The organism is Rhizobium sp. P2_G2 (genome assembly GCF_056403555.1).
Map to the genome: position 1 here is coordinate 1 of NZ_JBFUFF010000021.1, position 17,366 is coordinate 17,366.

General features: G+C 60.1%; 20 protein-coding genes. 10 read left to right on the forward strand and 10 right to left on the reverse strand.

From position 1 onward, the window contains the following. The coding region (ltrA, locus tag AC1D06_RS16910) for a group II intron reverse transcriptase/maturase (RefSeq protein ID WP_477987115.1) at positions 1 to 899 on the reverse strand (899 nt) is incomplete at its 3' end. Positions 900 to 1,339: 440 nt separating this feature from the next. Beyond that, positions 1,340 to 1,654 (reverse strand): DUF1476 domain-containing protein, encoded by a 315-nt coding sequence (locus AC1D06_RS16915; protein WP_477878484.1) that lies wholly within the window; start codon positions 1,652 to 1,654, stop codon positions 1,340 to 1,342. A 234-nt stretch (positions 1,655 to 1,888) separates the two neighbouring features. On the opposite strand from AC1D06_RS16915, the gene purC reads away from it, so the two are divergent. The 6 genes from purC (at position 1,889) to AC1D06_RS16945 (ending at position 4,944) form a co-directional block, all read left to right on the forward strand. Next, complete coding sequence (gene purC / locus AC1D06_RS16920) at positions 1,889 to 2,662, forward strand: phosphoribosylaminoimidazolesuccinocarboxamide synthase (RefSeq protein WP_477878485.1); 774 nt, start codon at positions 1,889 to 1,891, stop codon at positions 2,660 to 2,662. A gap of 100 nt (positions 2,663 to 2,762) precedes the next feature. Continuing rightward, positions 2,763 to 3,005, forward strand: a complete 243-nt coding sequence (gene purS / locus AC1D06_RS16925) for a phosphoribosylformylglycinamidine synthase subunit PurS (RefSeq protein WP_477878486.1) — start codon at positions 2,763 to 2,765, stop codon at positions 3,003 to 3,005. A 13-nt stretch (positions 3,006 to 3,018) separates the two neighbouring features. Beyond that, positions 3,019 to 3,279, forward strand: a complete 261-nt coding sequence (locus AC1D06_RS16930; RefSeq protein ID WP_477878487.1) for a hypothetical protein — start codon at positions 3,019 to 3,021, stop codon at positions 3,277 to 3,279. Continuing rightward, positions 3,276 to 3,833 (forward strand): RNA 2'-phosphotransferase, encoded by a 558-nt coding sequence (locus tag AC1D06_RS16935; protein ID WP_477878488.1) that lies wholly within the window; start codon positions 3,276 to 3,278, stop codon positions 3,831 to 3,833. Before AC1D06_RS16930 ends, AC1D06_RS16935 begins: the two co-directional genes overlap by 4 nt. Then, entirely contained in the window at positions 3,830 to 4,504 is a 675-nt protein-coding gene (gene purQ / locus AC1D06_RS16940; protein WP_477878489.1) for a phosphoribosylformylglycinamidine synthase subunit PurQ, read from the forward strand. The genes AC1D06_RS16935 and purQ overlap by 4 nt, the downstream gene beginning before the upstream one ends. A gap of 53 nt (positions 4,505 to 4,557) precedes the next feature. Beyond that, on the forward strand, positions 4,558 to 4,944 hold the full coding sequence (locus AC1D06_RS16945; protein WP_477878490.1) for a hypothetical protein: 387 nt from the start codon (positions 4,558 to 4,560) through the stop codon (positions 4,942 to 4,944). 3 nt (positions 4,945 to 4,947) lie between these two features. On the opposite strand, the gene AC1D06_RS16950 is transcribed toward AC1D06_RS16945, so the two are convergent. Further along, complete coding sequence (locus tag AC1D06_RS16950; protein ID WP_477878491.1) at positions 4,948 to 6,198, reverse strand: M10 family metallopeptidase; 1,251 nt, start codon at positions 6,196 to 6,198, stop codon at positions 4,948 to 4,950. Positions 6,199 to 6,447: 249 nt separating this feature from the next. Here AC1D06_RS16950 and purL point away from each other — a divergent pair, with 249 nt between their 5' ends. After that, the gene (gene purL, locus AC1D06_RS16955; RefSeq protein ID WP_477987116.1) at positions 6,448 to 8,679 is read left to right on the forward strand and encodes a phosphoribosylformylglycinamidine synthase subunit PurL; all 2,232 of its coding nucleotides are present in this window, start codon (positions 6,448 to 6,450) and stop codon (positions 8,677 to 8,679) included. A gap of 11 nt (positions 8,680 to 8,690) precedes the next feature. Further along, positions 8,691 to 8,924 carry a BolA/IbaG family iron-sulfur metabolism protein gene (locus AC1D06_RS16960; protein ID WP_477878493.1) on the forward strand — a complete coding sequence of 78 codons (234 nt, stop codon included), beginning with the start codon at positions 8,691 to 8,693 and terminating at the stop codon, positions 8,922 to 8,924. A 77-nt stretch (positions 8,925 to 9,001) separates the two neighbouring features. Here the strand turns inward: AC1D06_RS16960 and AC1D06_RS16965 are convergent, their stop codons facing one another. The 7 genes from AC1D06_RS16965 to AC1D06_RS16995 form a co-directional block, all read right to left on the reverse strand. Next, positions 9,002 to 9,334 (reverse strand): cytochrome C oxidase subunit IV family protein, encoded by a 333-nt coding sequence (locus AC1D06_RS16965; RefSeq protein WP_477878494.1) that lies wholly within the window; start codon positions 9,332 to 9,334, stop codon positions 9,002 to 9,004. Between the two features lie 9 nt (positions 9,335 to 9,343). Next, positions 9,344 to 10,066 carry a heme-copper oxidase subunit III family protein gene (locus AC1D06_RS16970; protein ID WP_477878495.1) on the reverse strand — a complete coding sequence of 241 codons (723 nt, stop codon included), beginning with the start codon at positions 10,064 to 10,066 and terminating at the stop codon, positions 9,344 to 9,346. Positions 10,067 to 10,078: 12 nt separating this feature from the next. After that, positions 10,079 to 10,783, reverse strand: coding sequence for a cytochrome c oxidase subunit 3 (locus AC1D06_RS16975; RefSeq protein WP_477987117.1), 705 nt, complete (start codon positions 10,781 to 10,783; stop codon positions 10,079 to 10,081). Next, positions 10,780 to 12,558 carry a cytochrome c oxidase subunit I gene (gene ctaD / locus AC1D06_RS16980; RefSeq protein WP_477987118.1) on the reverse strand — a complete coding sequence of 593 codons (1,779 nt, stop codon included), beginning with the start codon at positions 12,556 to 12,558 and terminating at the stop codon, positions 10,780 to 10,782. The genes AC1D06_RS16975 and ctaD overlap by 4 nt, the downstream gene beginning before the upstream one ends. 59 nt (positions 12,559 to 12,617) lie before the next feature. After that, on the reverse strand, positions 12,618 to 13,433 hold the full coding sequence (locus tag AC1D06_RS16985; RefSeq protein WP_477878498.1) for a cytochrome c oxidase subunit II: 816 nt from the start codon (positions 13,431 to 13,433) through the stop codon (positions 12,618 to 12,620). A 182-nt stretch (positions 13,434 to 13,615) separates the two neighbouring features. Continuing rightward, entirely contained in the window at positions 13,616 to 14,002 is a 387-nt protein-coding gene (locus AC1D06_RS16990; protein WP_477878499.1) for a c-type cytochrome, read from the reverse strand. Between the two features lie 85 nt (positions 14,003 to 14,087). Beyond that, positions 14,088 to 14,909 carry a DUF2189 domain-containing protein gene (locus tag AC1D06_RS16995; RefSeq protein ID WP_477987119.1) on the reverse strand — a complete coding sequence of 274 codons (822 nt, stop codon included), beginning with the start codon at positions 14,907 to 14,909 and terminating at the stop codon, positions 14,088 to 14,090. Positions 14,910 to 15,542: 633 nt separating this feature from the next. On the opposite strand from AC1D06_RS16995, the gene AC1D06_RS17000 reads away from it, so the two are divergent. Both AC1D06_RS17000 and AC1D06_RS17005 read left to right on the forward strand, forming a co-directional pair. Next, a complete protein-coding gene (locus AC1D06_RS17000; protein WP_477878501.1) occupies positions 15,543 to 16,088 on the forward strand; it encodes a hypothetical protein in 546 nt (181 codons plus the stop codon). A gap of 148 nt (positions 16,089 to 16,236) precedes the next feature. Further along, positions 16,237 to 17,322: a calcium-binding protein gene (locus AC1D06_RS17005; RefSeq protein WP_477987120.1), complete on the forward strand. Its 1,086-nt coding sequence runs from the start codon at positions 16,237 to 16,239 to the stop codon at positions 17,320 to 17,322. Positions 17,323 to 17,366: the final 44 nt, after the last annotated feature.

Below are 17,366 nucleotides of genomic sequence, written 5' to 3' on the forward strand. Positions count from 1 at the left end.
CTCTTGGTCTCATTCACTGTCAAGTGAAGTCGGCCATAGAGGCGCCGCAGCAGAGCCATTACCCGCTCACCCGCCCGCCGTGACCGCACATAGACGTTGCAGTCGTCGGCATAGCGGCAGAAGGCATGGCCCCGCCGTTCAAGTTCCTTGTCCACCTCGTCCAGCAGCAGGTTGGCCAATAGCGGCGACAGCGGCCCGCCTTGCGGCGTGCCTCTGGTCCGCTTGATGGTCGCATCGCAATCGACAATGTCGGCATTCAGGTAAGCCCGAACCAGGCGGATGACGCCGGGATCGGGGATTTTCCTGCGCAGACGGTCGATCAGGATGTCGTGGTCAACCCGGTCGAAGAACTTCTCCAGGTCCACGTCCACCACGATCCGCCGCCCGGACTGCACGAACGATTGCGCCGCAAGAACGGCATCGTGCGCACTACGCCCCGGACGGAAGCCGTAGCTGTGCTGGCYGAAGGTCGGATCAAGGATCGGCTGGAGGACTTGCAGGAGCGCCTGTTGGATCAAGCGGTCCAGCACCGTGGGGATGCCAAGCTCGCGCTCGCCRCCCCCYGGCTTCGGGATCATCACGCGACGCACCGGCTGCGGCCGATACGTCCCCTCCTGCAGGCTGTCGCGGATGGCAGGCCAGCAATGGCGCAGCATCGCAGCCGTCTGGTCGATGTCCAGACCGTCYACRCCTGCAGCACCCTTGTTGGCGCGCACCTGCTTGAAGGCTCTCAGAAGGTTCTCTCGCCGCAGGGCTGCATCAAGCAGCCCTGCACCTGTGTTGTTTCCATTCCGTGGCGGGGGCGCGGCTTCGTCAAGATCGGAGCCCCGACGGGCTTCACCCGCCTGCTTCTCCGATCTCCCGGACATTGCCGGCATCTGACGCATGGCCTTGCTCATCCTCGGTGGCAACGTCACTCTCTCTCGTTCGGCCCTTCGTTCGCGCAAAAAACGCTCCCTACTACGGCCTCTGCTGACTTCTCGCGCCGGCTCGACACCGTCGCCCTTTCAGGCGCAAAGCGAGATCTCCCCAGGTAAGAACGCACTCCTTCCCTGCACGACCGCCGGATTTACGCCACCGACCCTTGGTCACAAGAGCTTCGTGGTTCTTTGCCCACTCGCCCTGGTCGGCACCGCCTCTTATCCGGTTCTTGTTCATCGGCCCGCAGGTTCGATCCACGCTTCCTTCCCACGGTCGGTCACCCTTCCGCAGTTGCGCTTCTCTTCGCTCGCCATGACCAGCTTACGGTGGGACTTGCACCCACAAGAATGCGCCCATGCTGGGCGCACAAAAAAAGCCGCCCCGGAGGGCGGCTCGATGAACGCGATGGCAGGCGAAATCAGCCCTGGTCGATCTGGTCGGCGGCGACGGCGAGCAATTCGATCATCTTGACGCGCACGTCGTCGGCAGTCTGCGACAGGCCGGCGGCCTGGAGGTCACCGGACACCTTGCGCACGACATCTTCTTCGCCCGCCTCTTCGAAATCGGCGACGACCACTTCCTTGGCATAAGCGTCGATATCGGACTTGCCAAGCAGCGCACCAGCCCACTGGCCGAGCAGCTTGTTGCGACGGGCAATGATCTTGAACTTCATTTCCATATCGTGAGCGTACTTGTTCTCGAATGCCTTTTCGCGGTCGCTGAGGCTCGTCATGCGGGTCTCCTTAGAAGTAAGCCTTGATTGTGGTGATGGAGCACATAAATCAAAAGCTCACGGAAAGTGCAACGCCTGTTTCCGTTCGTGACCGGAATATGACCAAACCCGGCTAAATCAGGGGATCAGGGCGATGCATCATTGTGAACCGCGATCTTTTCGGTTAAGGACCGCATGACTTGATCGCCGTGGACCGTCTTCAATCTGAGTCCGCAGCCAACATAAGAGAACGATATGAACAACCGTCGCCGCCGGATCTATGAAGGTAAGGGCAAGATCCTTTACGAAGGTCCGGAACCGGGTACGCTGGTGCAGTTCTTCAAGGACGACGCAACGGCAAACAACAAGAAGAAGCATGAGATCATCGACGGCAAGGGCGTCATCAACAACCGGATTTCCGAATTCATTTTCACCCATTTGAACCGTATCGGCATCCCGACGCATTTCATCCGCCGCCTCAACATGCGCGAGCAATTGATCCGCGAAGTTGAGATGATCCCGCTCGAAGTCGTGGTGCGCAATGTCGCCGCCGGCGAGATGGCGACCCGCCTTGGCATCGAGGAAGGCCTCGTTCTGCCGCGCTCGATCATCGAATTCTACTACAAGTCCGACCAGCTCGACGACCCGATGGTGTCGGAAGAACATATCACAGCTTTCGGCTGGGCGAGCCCACAGGAGCTTGATGACGTGATGGCGCTCGCCATCCGCATCAACGACTTCCTCACCGGCCTCTTCCTCGGCGTTGGCATCCAGCTCGTCGACTTCAAGATCGAATGCGGCCGGCTCTACGAAGGCGACATGATGCGCATCATCCTCGCCGACGAGATCTCGCCCGATTCCTGCCGGCTCTGGGATATCGAGACGCGGGAGCGGCTCGACAAGGACCGGTTCCGCAAGGACCTGGGCGGTCTGCTCGACGCCTACCAGGAAGTCGCCCGCCGGCTCGGCATCATCAACGAAAACGAGCCCATCCGCAGCGGCGGCCCGGTTCTGGTGAAATCCGACTGACGGATAAAGCTCTTTGTTTTGCGCATGTCTTTGTCCCGAAACCGGGACCACTTTACGGGAGACATGCGCGAGGCCGCATTCTGAGAATAAAGAGGGAAAGATGATCAAGGCACGCGTCGTCGTCACGCTGAAGAACGGCGTTCTGGACCCGCAGGGCAAGGCAATCGAGGGCGCACTTTCCGCCCTCGACTTCTCCGGCGTTGGTGGTGTGCGCCAGGGCAAAGTATTCGATCTCGTCATCGACCACGACGACAAGACGAAAGCCGAGACCGAACTGCAATCCATGTGCGAAAAGCTGCTCGCCAATACGGTGATCGAGAACTATACTGTCACTCTCTCGTGAGAGTGACGCAGGTATGGCTGAAATCAGCGGTGATTTGATCTACGAGATGCTCAAACGAATTCAATCCGATATTTCCGGATTGAAGGAGGGGCAGCGCGAGCTGAAAGCAGAGGTCCGCGCACTGACAGGCACGCTCATTTCAGTGCAGCAGGATACTCATAACGTCCACGGCATGCTGGCACGAACCGAGCAACGCCTCGACCGCATCGAGACTCGCCTCGAACTTCGCGAAATGTCCGAGCGTGGCCAAACACCATACGATCCGGCGACTTGATCATGTCCGCTTCAGATACCGAAATCTCCAAATTCCTGAGCTATGTGCTGCGTCATGCACCGCAGGAGATAGGGCTCACGCTCGATGCCGAAGGCTGGACGGATTATCCGCAACTCAGCCGCAAGGTCTGTGCGAAATTTGGCGTCACCGATGCCGATATCCGCCGCGTCATCGACGAAAATACCAAGAAGCGTTTCACACTGTCAGGTGACCGTATCCGCGCCGCGCAAGGCCACAGCATCGAGGTGAAGCTCGAACTGCCGCCCTCTGTCCCGCCGGCTGCGCTCTACCACGGCACGACTGCGAAGGCGTGGGAGGACATCCAGCTTTCCGGGCTGAAGCCGATGGACCGCACGCATGTGCACCTGTCGCCCGACCTTGAAACGGCGAAGACCGTCGCTGTCCGCCGCAAGGGGCCGCATATCCTGTTGACGGTCGACACCGCTGGCATGGCCGGCCACGGATACGCTTTCTTTGTCGCCGACAATGGCGTATGGCTCACCGCCGAAGTGCCGCCGCAATTCCTGACCGTTATTCCGGAGAACGCCCCATGAAGTCCGCCGTCGTCCAGCTTCCCGGCCTTAACCGAGACCGCGACATGATCGCGGCCTTGACCAAGATTTCYGGTACGGCACCGATCACCGTCTGGCAGACCGAGACCAGCATTCCCGATGGCGTCGACCTGATCGTTATCCCCGGCGGCTTTTCCTATGGCGACTATCTGCGCTGCGGCGCGATTGCGGCACGGATGCCGGTGATGCAGGCGATCCGGGAAAAGGCTGAAAAGGGCGTGAAAGTGATCGGCGTCTGCAACGGCTTCCAGATTCTGCTCGAAGCCGGCATGCTGCCGGGCGCGCTGATGCGCAACGCCTCGCTGAAATTCGTCTGCCGCGAGATCAAGCTCGAAGTCGTCAACAACCGGACGGCTTTCACCCGCGGCTATGACAAGGGCGAGATCATCCGCTGCCCGGTCGCCCATCACGACGGCAATTATTTCGCCGACGAGGAAACGTTGACGCGGCTCGAAGGCGAGGATCAGGTGGTTTTCCGCTATACCAAGGAAACCAATCCCAACGGCTCGATCAACGACATTGCCGGCATCATCAACACACGCGGCAACGTGCTCGGCATGATGCCGCATCCGGAAAACCTGATCGAGGCGGCGCATGGCGGCGACGATGGCCGCGCCCTGTTTGCCGCAGCACTCGACGTCATCGCCGCATAAGCTTCGCTTTTTAGACAAGACTGATCAATCAGCCCGTTTCCCGGAGTGTTTCCATGCGCCTTGTTGTTCGTGCCACCGTTCTTCCGCTGCTCGCCGGCCTTGCCGCCTGCAGCACCACCCGGAACACACCGTCCGTCGAGACAGGCGCGCTGCCGGTGATGGAGCGGGTGATGCTCGGTGCCAATCGCTGCTGGTTCAAGTCGAACGATCCGATGTTCGTTTCCTACAAGCTGGCGCCCGAACTCGACTCCTATTCCGGCACGCCGCGTATCCTGCTGGTCAAGAAGAATGCGCCGACCTCACGCCCGCTGCTCGTCGTGCAGGCTCAGGGTTCGCCGGCCAAGATCGATGCCTTCGGCCCGCTGATGGACGAGCCCGCTCTGTCGGGCCGCGTCCACAAGGACGTCAACAACTGGGTGCGCGGCGGCGAAGGCTGCTGATCGCTACAGCAGGAACTCTCCTGAAGACAGGTCGGATTTGCTGAAATCGTCGATCGTCAGCGTGTCACCATGGCCGAAATTGAGGACGAGGTCCTGGCCGGCGTCATGGGCGATCGAACGCACCTCTTTGAAGCTGCCGAGATCGAAGTTCCTGAGATTGATCGTATCCGCGCCGGCGGTGAAGTCGGTGATCGTGTCCTTGTCCCAGCCGGAATGGAAGACGAAGACGTCGCCACCAGTGCCACCGGTTAGCGTGTCGTTGCCGGTGCCGCCGGAGAGCTTGTCGGCGCCGCCGAGACCTTCCAACGTGTTGGCGGCAGTGTTGCCGATGATGTTGTCATGCCCCGAGCCGCCGATGGCATTCTCGATCACGCTTGTCCGGTAGATGCCGATATTGCCTTTGAGGCCGCCGACGTCAGACCACGTGCCGCCCACCAGGTCGATCTTCTGCGACGCGCTGTAACCGGAGAGGTCGAGCGTATCGTTGCCGCCGCTATCGTAGATCGTCAGTGACGGTGCTTTGTTATAGTTGTCGAAATCGTAGAGCGCTGCGGTCGCCGTTTCCTGCCCGGAGACGTTGAAGCCATAGGTCGTGTTGCCGGAGCGCGCCGTGCCGGCGCCATAGATTTCCTGGATGGCATAGATGTCGGCCATCTGCGGCGTCATCACATAGCGGGTCGAGGCGTTGTTGTAATTGGCCTGCTCCATGTAGGACATGACCGAATATTGCCAGGTGTCGTTCTGGTAGATGTTGTCGACGCCATATTCGGCGCTGCCGTTATACGGTCCGGAATGGCCGAGCCCCAAGGCATGACCGAGTTCGTGGACGATGGTCTGCATCAGATAGCTGTCCATCTTCGACGTCGTGCTCCAATCGGAGCTGATGTTGATGGTCGCGCTTTGGATCGAATGGCCGGAGACGGGCGTACTGGTCGCCGCCGTCATGTTGCCCTTTTCGGTGAAGGTGATGTCGGCATTGCTGGAGTCCGCCTTGAATGTCAGCCCAGTCAATTCCGACCAGGACGCCAAAGCGAGCTTCACCAATGACCTGCGATCGGCCTCGATGCCGCTGAGATCATAGGTGATGGTGTTGCTCGACCAACTGCGGTGGGACTCGCCCTCGCTCTTCCAATAGCCGTTGATCAGGTAGTCGGCGATCTCGGGGATGGTGTAGACTGGCATCGTTTGGGCGGTTGCCGCGCGGCTGTCGTCAGAGAGAGTGTCGTTGTTGTGACGGGTATGCTTGGTCATCATGCACCATTCCTGTTCAGGCTCTCATTGCCGGGTATTGTCATCACGTGTCGTTATCATGGCTATGAACGGGAGTTGAGCAATATCGCCGAAAGATTGCCGGCTTGTTAACCAAACACACTTGCCTGAAGCCGGAAAGCCACATCCTCATGATCGACGCTGCCTGTTGATCCGGCCATTTTCCTGTCGCACATGCGAACGGCATGGGTTATAGGCTGGCGAACGCCGCCTCCCAACCACTTCGAGAGCCCGATGACCGTTTCCAACGACCGCCCCATCACCGAGGATCTGATCGCCAGCCACGGCCTGAAACCGGATGAATATCAGCGGATCCTGGGGCTGATCGGGCGCGAGCCCAGCTTCACCGAACTCGGCATTTTTTCCGCCATGTGGAACGAGCACTGCTCCTACAAATCCTCCAAGAAATGGCTGAGGACGCTGCCGACCAAGGGACCGCGCGTCATCCAGGGACCGGGCGAGAATGCGGGCGTGGTCGATATCGACGATGGCGAATGCGTTGTCTTCAAGATGGAGAGCCACAACCACCCCTCCTATATCGAGCCCTATCAGGGCGCGGCGACCGGCGTCGGCGGCATCTTGCGCGACGTGTTCACCATGGGCGCACGGCCGGTGGCGGCGATGAACGCCCTGAGATTCGGTGCTCCGGATCACCCGAAGACCCGGCATCTGGTGTCCGGCGTAGTCGCCGGTGTCGGCGGCTATGGCAATTCCTTCGGCGTGCCGACGGTCGGCGGCGAAGTCGAATTCGATGCGCGCTACAACGGCAATATCCTCGTCAACGCCTTTGCCGCTGGTCTGGCGAAATCCGATGCGATCTTCTACTCCAAGGCGGAGGGCGTCGGCCTACCGGTCGTCTATCTCGGCGCCAAGACCGGCCGCGACGGCGTCGGCGGCGCAACCATGGCTTCGGCCGAATTCGACGCATCGATCGAGGAGAAACGGCCCACCGTGCAGGTCGGCGATCCCTTCACTGAAAAGTGCCTGTTGGAGGCCTGCCTCGAACTGATGCAGACCGGCGCCGTCATCGCCATCCAGGACATGGGTGCTGCAGGCCTCACCTGCTCCGCCGTCGAAATGGGCGCAAAGGGCGATCTTGGCATCGAACTCGATCTCGACAAGGTGCCGGTGCGCGAAGAGAAGATGACGGCTTACGAGATGATGCTCTCGGAAAGCCAGGAGCGTATGCTGATGGTGCTGCGCCCGGAAAAAGAGGGCGAGGCCAAGGCGATCTTCGTCAAATGGGGCCTCGACTTCGCGATCGTCGGCAAGACCACCAATGATCTGCGCTTCCGCGTGCTGCATCAGGGCGCCGAAGTCGCCAACCTGCCGATCAAGGAACTGGGCGACGAGGCGCCGGAATATGACCGGCCGTGGACGCCGCTCGCCAAGCCAGCTCCACTCCTCGACAATGACGTGCCGCAGGCCGATATTGCCGATGCGCTGTTGAAGCTGGTCGGTTCGGCCAACAATTCCTCTCGCCGCTGGGTTTACGAGCAATATGACACGCTGATCCAGGGCAATTCACTGCAGCGCCCGGGTGGCGATGCCGGCGTCATCCGCGTCGAAGGTCAGGAATGGAAGGCGCTCGCCTTTTCCTCCGACGTCACGCCGCGCTATGTCGAAGCAGATGCCTATGAAGGCGGCAAGCAGGCGGTGGCCGAATGCTGGCGCAATCTCACCGCCACCGGCGCCCTGCCCCTGGCGGCAACCGATAACCTCAATTTCGGCAATCCGGAAAAGCCGGAGATCATGAGTCAACTGGTGCATGCCATCAAGGGCATCGGCGAAGCCTGCACGGCACTCGATTTCCCGATCGTCTCCGGCAACGTGTCGCTCTATAATGAGACCAATGGCGTGGGGATCATGCCGACGCCGACGATCGGCGGCGTCGGTCTCATCCCTGACTGGAAGCGCACCGGCCGCATCGCCTTTGCCGAAGAGAACCAGGCGATCTTCCTGATCGGCGCCCCGTCCTCCTGGGGTACGCATCTGGCGCAATCGGTCTATATGCGCGACATCCACGGCCGCACCGACGGTCCGCCGCCACCGGTCGATCTGGCGCAGGAACGGCTTGTCGGCGATTTCGTCCGCGACCTGATCCGCGACGGCATGGCGACGGCCGTGCACGACTGCTCATCCGGCGGGCTGGGGCTGGCAATTGCCGAAATGGCGATGGCATCCAATATCGGCGCCACTGTCAGCGTGCCGGTCGACGGCAACCCTATCGCCGCTTTCTTCGGCGAGGACCAGGGCCGCTATGTGCTGACCGTCGAGCGCGACGATGTGGACGAGCTCGTCGAACTGGCCGAGGAGAAAGGCATCTTCGCGCCGCAGATCGGCACGACCGGCGGAGCCACCGTCACCCTCGGTACTGCGCGGCCGATCGCAATTGAACAATTGCGCAAGACCCATGAATCGTGGTTCCCTGATTTCATGGCCGGCGAACTGCCAGCCAGCGAGTAAGGAGACACGCCATGCCGATGAATCCGGGCGACATCGAAGACATGATCAAAGCGGGCATTCCGGGCGCCAAGGTCACCATCCGTGACCTCGCCGGCGATGGCGATCATTATGCTGCGGAAGTCGTGGCCGAGGCGTTTCGCGGCAAGAGCCGGGTACAGCAACACCAGATGGTCTACCAGGCGCTGCAGGGCAATATGGGCGGCGTGCTGCATGCGCTGGCGCTGCAGACGTCAGCGCCGGAGTGAGCTGCGACGGACGAGTTGGTTTCCCGCGTGGTCTGAAGCCGTGTTTGGCGGCAGCTTGAATGCCGCAAACGATCAATTCAAGCCCCGTTGCTGAAGAAGAGCAGACGCGTGAAGATCGTATAGCTCGATTCCGACGCCATCATTGTAACGAAGACAAGCACCAGAATAGGTGGAAGCAGGATGGCGTAGACCAGCGCAAGCCGCTCCCAGGCCATGTGCATGAAGACGGCGACGATGAGCCCCGCCTTCAGGATCATGAAGAGGATGATCAACGACCATCTCAGATAACCCTGGATGCCCAAATAGTCGACCATATAGGAACAGGTGCTGAGCACGAACAGCCAGCCCCAGACGACGAAATAGAGCTTGATCGGGTGCTGCTGGGTGGATTGCGTCGCTATTTGTGTCATCCGCTCACCTCACCAAAGATAGAAAAACGCGAAGATGAAGACCCAGACGAGATCGACGAAGTGCCAGTAAAGCCCGAGGATCTCGACGACCTCGTAATTGCCCTTGCGGCTGGTGAAAAATCCCCGTCGCTGCGTGTCGAAATCACCGCGCCAGACCTTGCGGGCGATGATGACAAGAAAGAGCACGCCGATCGACACATGGGTGCCGTGAAAGCCGGTGATCATGAAGAAGGACGAGCCGAACTGCACCGCTCCCCATGGATTGCCCCAGGGCCGCACCCCTTCCCCGATCAGCTTTGACCATTCGAACGCCTGCATGCCAACGAATGTGGCGCCGAGAGCGGCGGTCGCCAGCATCAGGATCGCCGTCGTGCGCCGTTCCCGCCGGTAGCCGAAATTGACGGCCATTGCCATCGTGCCGCTGCTGCTGATCAGCACGAAGGTCATGATGGCGATCAGGATCAGGGGTATCTTGGTGCCCCCGATGGTCAGCGCAAAGACTTCGCTTGGATTGGGCCAGACGACCGTCGTCGACATCCTGGCCGTCATATAGGCGAGCAGGAAGCATCCGAAAACGAATGTGTCGCTGAGGAGGAAGATCCACATCATGGCCTTGCCCCAGGGCACATTCTTGAACGCGCGCTGGTCCGAAGACAGATCGGCCGCGACGCCGCGCAGCCCTGCCGGCCGTTGAAGCGGCTCGATGGAGTGGGTTTCTACCGTGTCAGACACCGTCAGCACTCCCTATGTCAGCAACTGGCTGCAAATATCGACAATACGGCCGGCCCAACCGGCAAACAGCCCGAGCAGGATCAGCCAGACGAACAGCATGAAATGCCAGTAGCTCGCACACAATTCCACGCTCAGCTGCATGCTGGCGGTCACCGGTCCGCTCCAGGCCTTGGCGGTCGTCCGGCCAAGGGCCGCAAGCCCTCCGAGAATATGCAGGCCATGCATGCCGGTGAGCAGGTAGAAGAAGCTGTTTGCCGGATTGCCCGCCAGGCCATAACCCTGGGCATTCAGCAGCCGCCAGGCCAGGACCTGTCCCACCAGAAACAGGATTGCCGTCGCGGATGCCGCAAAGATGGCGATCCTCATCGCGTTGGCGTGCCCGCGCCGCGCTTCGGATTTTGCCGTTTCCAGCGCGACGGTGCTTAGGATCAGCACCGCAGTGTTCAGCCAGAGCTGCGGGGGAACGGGGATCGACCACCAGTCGTCCCTGCCGACGCGCATCAGATAGGCGCTGACGAACAGGCTGAAAAGCGAACCGACCACCGCGAGAAACACGCCGAGCCCGACCTTAGCCGGTTCGATCGGCAAGCGCTCGCCCGCGACCGGCTTTTCGAGGTGCCCCACCTCCAGCCATGGCCGGGACGTCAGCCGCTGCTGGGCCATCCACCAGACGATGATGGCGACGATGCCCGCGAGGAACACCAGCATGACGCTCATGACGCCGCCTCGCGCGTTGCTGGGCTCAGCCCCGGCTGGTTCTGCGGCACGAAATCTTCGGCTGCGCCGGGCACGCTGTAGTCATAGGCCCAGCGATAGACGATCGGCAGGTCCTTGCCCCAGTTTCCGTGCGCGGGCGGCGTTTGCGGCGTCTGCCATTCGAGCGTCGTTGCCCGCCAGGGATTGCCGCCCGACGGCTTGCCCCTGAACAGGCTCCAGCCCAAATTGAACAGGAACATCACCTGTGCAGCGCCGACGATCAGCGCGGCGACGGAGATGAACTCATTGAGCGTGTGAACGGAGGGCGGAATGAACGTAGCGTTGCCCAGTTCGTAATAGCGGCGCGGCACGCCCAGGAGGCCGATATAGTGCATGGGGAAGAAGATCGCATAGGCGCCGACGAAGGTCACCCAGAAGTGAAGCCGGCCCATCGTCTCGTCCAGCATCCGCCCGGTGACTTTCGGATACCAGTGATAGATCGCCCCGAACACCACCATGATCGGCGCCACACCCATCACCATGTGGAAATGGGCGACGACGAACATCGTGTCGGACAATGGCACGTCGACTACGACATTGCCGAGGAACAGGCCCGTCAGCCCGCCATTGACGAAGGTGACGATGAAGCCGAGCGCGAAAAGCATCGGCTGTGTGAGGTGAATGTCGCCGCGCCAGAGCGTCAGCAGCCAGTTATAGACCTTGATTGCCGTGGGTATTGCGATGATGAGTGTGGTAGTGGCGAAGAAGAAGCCGAAATTCGGGTTCATGCCGCTCACATACATATGATGCGCCCAGACGACGAAGCTCAGCACGGCGATGATGAGGATGGCCCACACCATCATCCGGTAGCCGAAGATGTTCTTGCGGGCATGGGTGCTGATCAGGTCCGAGACGATGCCGAAAGCGGGAAGCGCGACGATATAGACTTCGGGATGTCCGAAGAACCAGAAGAGATGCTGAAACAGGATCGGGCTGCCGCCCCCATGCTTCAGCTGTTCCCCCATCTCGACGATGGCGGGCATGAAGAAGCTCGTCCCCAGCACCCGGTCGAGCAGCATCATCACCGAGGCGACGAACAGCGCCGGAAAGGCCAGCAGGGCCATGACGGTGGCGGTGAAGATGCCCCACACGGTGAGCGGCATGCGCATCAGCGTCATACCCCGGGCACGGCCTTGCAGCACGGTCACGACATAATTCAGGCCGCCCATGGTGAAGCCGATGATGAACAGGATCAGCGACAACAGCATCAGGATAATGCCCCAATCGCTGCCGCCCGGCGTGCCGGACAGCACCGACTGTGGCGGATACAGCGTCCAACCGGCGCCGGTCGGTCCGCCGGGCGCGAAAAAGCCGGCGACCAGCACCAGCACGGCGAGCAGATAGACCCAGTAGCTGAGCATGTTGACATAGGGAAACACCATGTCGCGGGCGCCGAGCATCAGGGGAATCAGATAGTTGCCGAAACCGCCTAGAAACAAGGCGGTCAGCAGGTAGATCACCATGATCATGCCGTGCATGGTGATGAACTGATAATAGTGTTGGGCATCGATGAAATCGAAATAGCCGGGAAATCCGAGCTGCAGGCGCATCAGCCAGGAAAGCACCAGCGCCACCACGCCGATGGCAGTTGCCGTCAGCGAATATTGGACCGCGATCACCTTGGCATCCTGGCTGAAGACGTATTTGGTCCACCAGCTTTTCGGATGGTAGAGCTCCACATCCTCGACCTCGGCAGGCGAGATGACCTCCTTGGAACCATATCTGATGTCGACCACGTCGCGTCTCCTCCAGGCTCCCTCGATTGAAAGACCTCATTGCCGGCAGCTTGCCGGTTTCATTTCTCCTGATTGGTGTCGGCCGATGCTGTCATCTGTGCGAATGTCTGCTGCTCGCGCAGCCAGGCCTGATAGTTGGCCTCATCGTCGACGATGACCGTACCGCGCATCTGCGGATGACCGACACCACACAATTCGGCGCACAGGACGTCGAAGGTTCCAGTACGCGTCGGGGTGAACCAGAAATAGGTGACGCTGCCAGGAATCATGTCCATCTTCGCCCGGAATTCGGGCACGTAGAAATCGTGCAGGACATCGATCGAACGCAGCAGCACATGCACCGGCTTGCCGACGGGAAGATGCAGTTCGCCCGTCTGAACGACAACGTCGTCCAGGCCGTCCTTGTCGCTCGGATTGATCCCAAGCGGATTGTCAGCGCTGACGGCGCGGGTATCGGCCCGCCCCAGGCGGCCGTCGGCGCCGGGCAGACGGAAGCTCCATAGCCATTGCTGGCCGATGATCTCCACCGTCGCGGCGTCGGCAGGCACCGTCACAAACTGTTTCCAGACGACCAGCCCCGGCGCCAGCATGGCCGCCACGCCGATCGCCGTTCCGATAGCAAGCCACCATTCCAGCCGCCTGCTCTCTGGCTGATAGGCCGCGACGTTTCCCGGGCGATGGCGAAAACGCCAGACGCAATAGGCCACGAACGACACGACAAGGGAGAAGACGATGCCAGTGATCCAGAAGGTGATGACGATGGTGTTGTCGATGTAGTTCCAGTTTGAAGCAATCGGTGTCCACCACCAAGGGCTGAGCAGGTGGAATGCAATGGAAGCCACCACCACAAGAACGAGAAGCAGCACGATAGCCATTTTCGCTCCTGACCCCGGCCGCGAGCATGACGCACGCGATCCGGCGAAAGATTTTTAGCATTATCTCATAAACATCTCGTGCGAGCAATTACCGCCGCACCCATCAATGCTTGGCACCTTGTACTACCGCTGGCCTTGGTGGGGCACCCAAGATCCAATGGATTCGCTTGTACATTGTCCCGCTACTTGGAGAATTGCTTCAGATAGGCAACAACGTTGGCGATGTCGGCATCATTCTTCAGCCCGGGAAAGGCCATCTTGGTTCCCTTCACCTTTTTCCGGGGATCATGCAGATAGTCACGCAACGTTGCCTCGTCCCAGATCAGCCCGCCCTCGCCCGCAGCATGCATGGCCGGCGAATATTTGAAATCCGGGTGCGTTCCAGCCTTCCGTCCGAGCAAGCCATGCAGCGACGGACCGACCTTGTTCTTGTCCTCTTCCGCTATATGGCAGACGGCGCATTTCTTGAACACGATTGCGCCTGCAGTTGCGTCTCCCTCCTGGGCGTGGGCTCCAGGGGCCGAAACAAGAATAAGCGGCAAACTGGCCAAAACGGCGCGATACCACATGCTAACCTCCCAGCATAGGCGCCGACTGGGAATCGGAGATCGGCGCATTCAGTGACGGTTTCAGAGAAGAGTTGAAATAGGTTCCCTAGGCTTCAGAGTTGCCATCCTCGCGTACGGGGACGATTAATTTGCGATAGACATGCCAGGTCGAATGTCCGAGGACGGGCATGACGAGCGCAAGGCCGATAAACAACGGGATCGTGCCGACGAGCAGCGAGGCCGCGATGATCAGACCCCAGAGCGCCACCGGCACCGGATTGGTCAATGTCGCCCGCACGCTTGCATTGATGGCCACCGCTGCCCGCACATGCCGGTCGAGCAGCAGCGGGAACGTGACCACCGTCGTTGCCAGAACCACCAGGGCGAACACGAACCCGATCAGGTTTCCCCACAAGATAAGCGACCAGCCCTGAGGCGTCGTGAATACGTCCGACAGGAACGAGGAGAGCGACGCCGGAGCGGTGTTGCCGAAGACTGCAACGTATATCTTCTCGGCGGCGATCAACCATCCTATAAAGAGCGCCAGCAATAAGATACTCACGGCGATGATGGACGGCAGCGCAGGCGAGTGGCGCACGGCGAGCGCGTGATACCAGGAACTGTCCAGCCCTTGCTCACGGCGACGACTGATTTCGTAAAGGCCCAAAGCTGCAATCGGGCCGACAAGGGCAAAGCCCGACATCAGCGGATAGAACAGCGGCACCAGGTTGGCGCCGGAACTCCAAAAGATCAGGACGACGCCCGCTATCGGATACATCAGGCACAGAAAAACATAATGCGATGGCTTCGCAGTGAAGTCTTCGATCCCGAGCTTGAGCGCATCGATGATATCCGCGGTGCCGATCTTTTGAACCACCGGGCGTCGATATTCGCCTTGAGCATGGACCATGAAATGAGATGCCGCCATGGCGCTTCTCCTTTTCAGCCGCAATCTGCCCGGCGGTGCTTGCGCGTATGCCGAACATTTGCCGACACATCAGTTCATGGGCGGAATATTATCAGATGTTCTGGTCTCTGTCGCCTCTTCACTTGACTGAGACATTCCCCGTCCGGACAGCAGACCGGATGACAAGTCGGCAATCGATCACAACTGCTCCATCAGCGGGTATTTGCGAAACCAGAGGAGCGGGTACACGATTGCTCGTCGGGCGGCTTGGGGCTGGCGACCGCTGAAATGGCGGAGGAGAAGGGGCATTCTCGCACCGTTCATCGGCACGACCGGCGAACCACGGTCACGCTCGGCGGTGCAGGGCGGGTCACAATTGAACAATTGCAAAAGGCCCATGAATCGTGGTTCCTATGACTTCATGGCGGGCGCGCATTTGCCAGCCAGCGAGTAAGGAAAGGCGTGATGCCGATAATTCGGGGCAAAATCAAAGGTATGATCAAAGTGGGCATTCCGGGCGCCAAGGTCGCGATCAGCGACCTCGGTGCCGGGCTGATGTCCCGTTGATGAGGACGTAAGCGCGGATCGTCCTGTGGCGACAATGTCGGTTGGTTAGGCTCCAACCTTTTCGGGAGGCGAAATTCCTTGGAGAGCTTGGCGATTCTTTTCGCTCTCGGAGTGACCTATGCCTGTTCCTGCGTCTCGCTCGCCGAAGCCGTGCCCGTCGAATGCCATGCCGACAAGGATTTTCACGTTGCAGTTCAGCCGTTCAAGGAAGATCCTGGCGCATTGTTTGCGGTAACTGGTCTCACCGGCAAGATTGCGCCGAAGACTTGCAAATTCGATCCGCAGTCCGCCGATTTCGTCATCGGCAAGGGCGGCGACGCGCTCTGGTACAGCAATCTGGCGGGCAAATATCTCATCCTGCAGCGCTCCACCGGACCACAGGGCGATCTCGTCATCATCGATCTCACGACCCGCAAGACGGTACTGGACGCGCCATCGGATGATTTTGCCGTCGATGGCGATATGCTGACGTTTTGGCAGCGCGGCGAAGAAGCGACGGCCGAGAATTGCTCGACTTTCAAAAAAAACACCAAGAATGGCTTTGGCTCGGTGATTTCGAGGCAGAAGCACTTCAGCATCGTCTCCGGGGAGGTCACCGCGACCGCGAGCAGCCGCTGCGATACCGTCCAGTAAGCCACCGATGGACGTCCGCCGGCACGCCTCCATGCCCGACCGCGACCAAATGACCGCGGGCGGTCCCGAATAAACGGATAAACGCACCCGTCCCCAAGGCGGCCCGTTCACATAGCATGCAGCCGGGCCGCCTTGGAGGGCGCATTCGATGAATTGGCAATTTCCTGAGTCCGACACCGATGTCACAGTCATCGTGCCGCTGGGCACCACCGACAGTGCGCTGATTGCGCCGAATGTCGTCGTGACATCCACGCAAAGCATCACCGTCTACGGGACAGGTAGCGGTCAGCAGGTCGAGGTCTATGGAACCGTCGCCAATTCCAGCCTCGGACTGGCAGCGATCGTGCTCGGCGCTTCGGCGACGACGTGCTCGAACGAATTCGTTCATGTCCAGCAGGGCGGTTTCGTGGTGGCCAATGCCGGCTTCGGCGTGCTCATCCACGCCTCCAACTCCACTGTCATCAATGACGGCGGGATACGGTCGCTGGCCGCAATCGGCGTCGCCCTCGACGGCAGCAGTGCTTCCACCCGGTCAACCCTCATCAATAACGGCACGATCGAGGGCGTCGACGCCGTCGATCGCGTAAGTGTGTTTTCGCCGGCGGAAACCATCGTCCTCAAGAACTATGGGGAGATCAAGGGCGAATCTGCCGCCTATGGCCTGTACAACAACAATGAGAGCAGCCCTGCCAAGGACCTGATTACCAATAAGGGGACGATGATCGGCTCCATCTCGCTTTTTTCGGGCGACGATCTCTATGACGGCCGCAAGGGCAAGGAGATCGGCACGATCGACGCAGGCCTTGGCAATGACCGCATCTATGGCGGCAAGGAGGCCGACACCATTCTCGGCAACGACGGCGACGACAAGATCATGGGCTCCGGCGGCGCGGACCACCTGACCGGCGGTATAGGCGCCGACCATTTTCTCTATAATACGGTGACGGACAGCCCGGTGAGCACCAAGGGGCATGACATCATCACCGATTTCTCGCATGCCGAGCAAGACAAGATCGACCTCAAGGCAATCGATGCAAACACGCATCAAGCCAAGAACCAAGGCTTCCATTTCATCGGAGAAGATGCCTTTTCCCACACGGCCGGCGAACTCCGTTTCGAGCAGGTTTCTGGAGACACTTTCGTCTATGGCGACGTCAACGGCGACGGCAAGGCGGATTTCGAGATCGAACTCACGGGTATGATGACGTTGCAGGACAAGGATTTTGTCTTGTAACGACCCGTCGCCTCGATTTGAGTGCATGATAAAATCTCACGCTG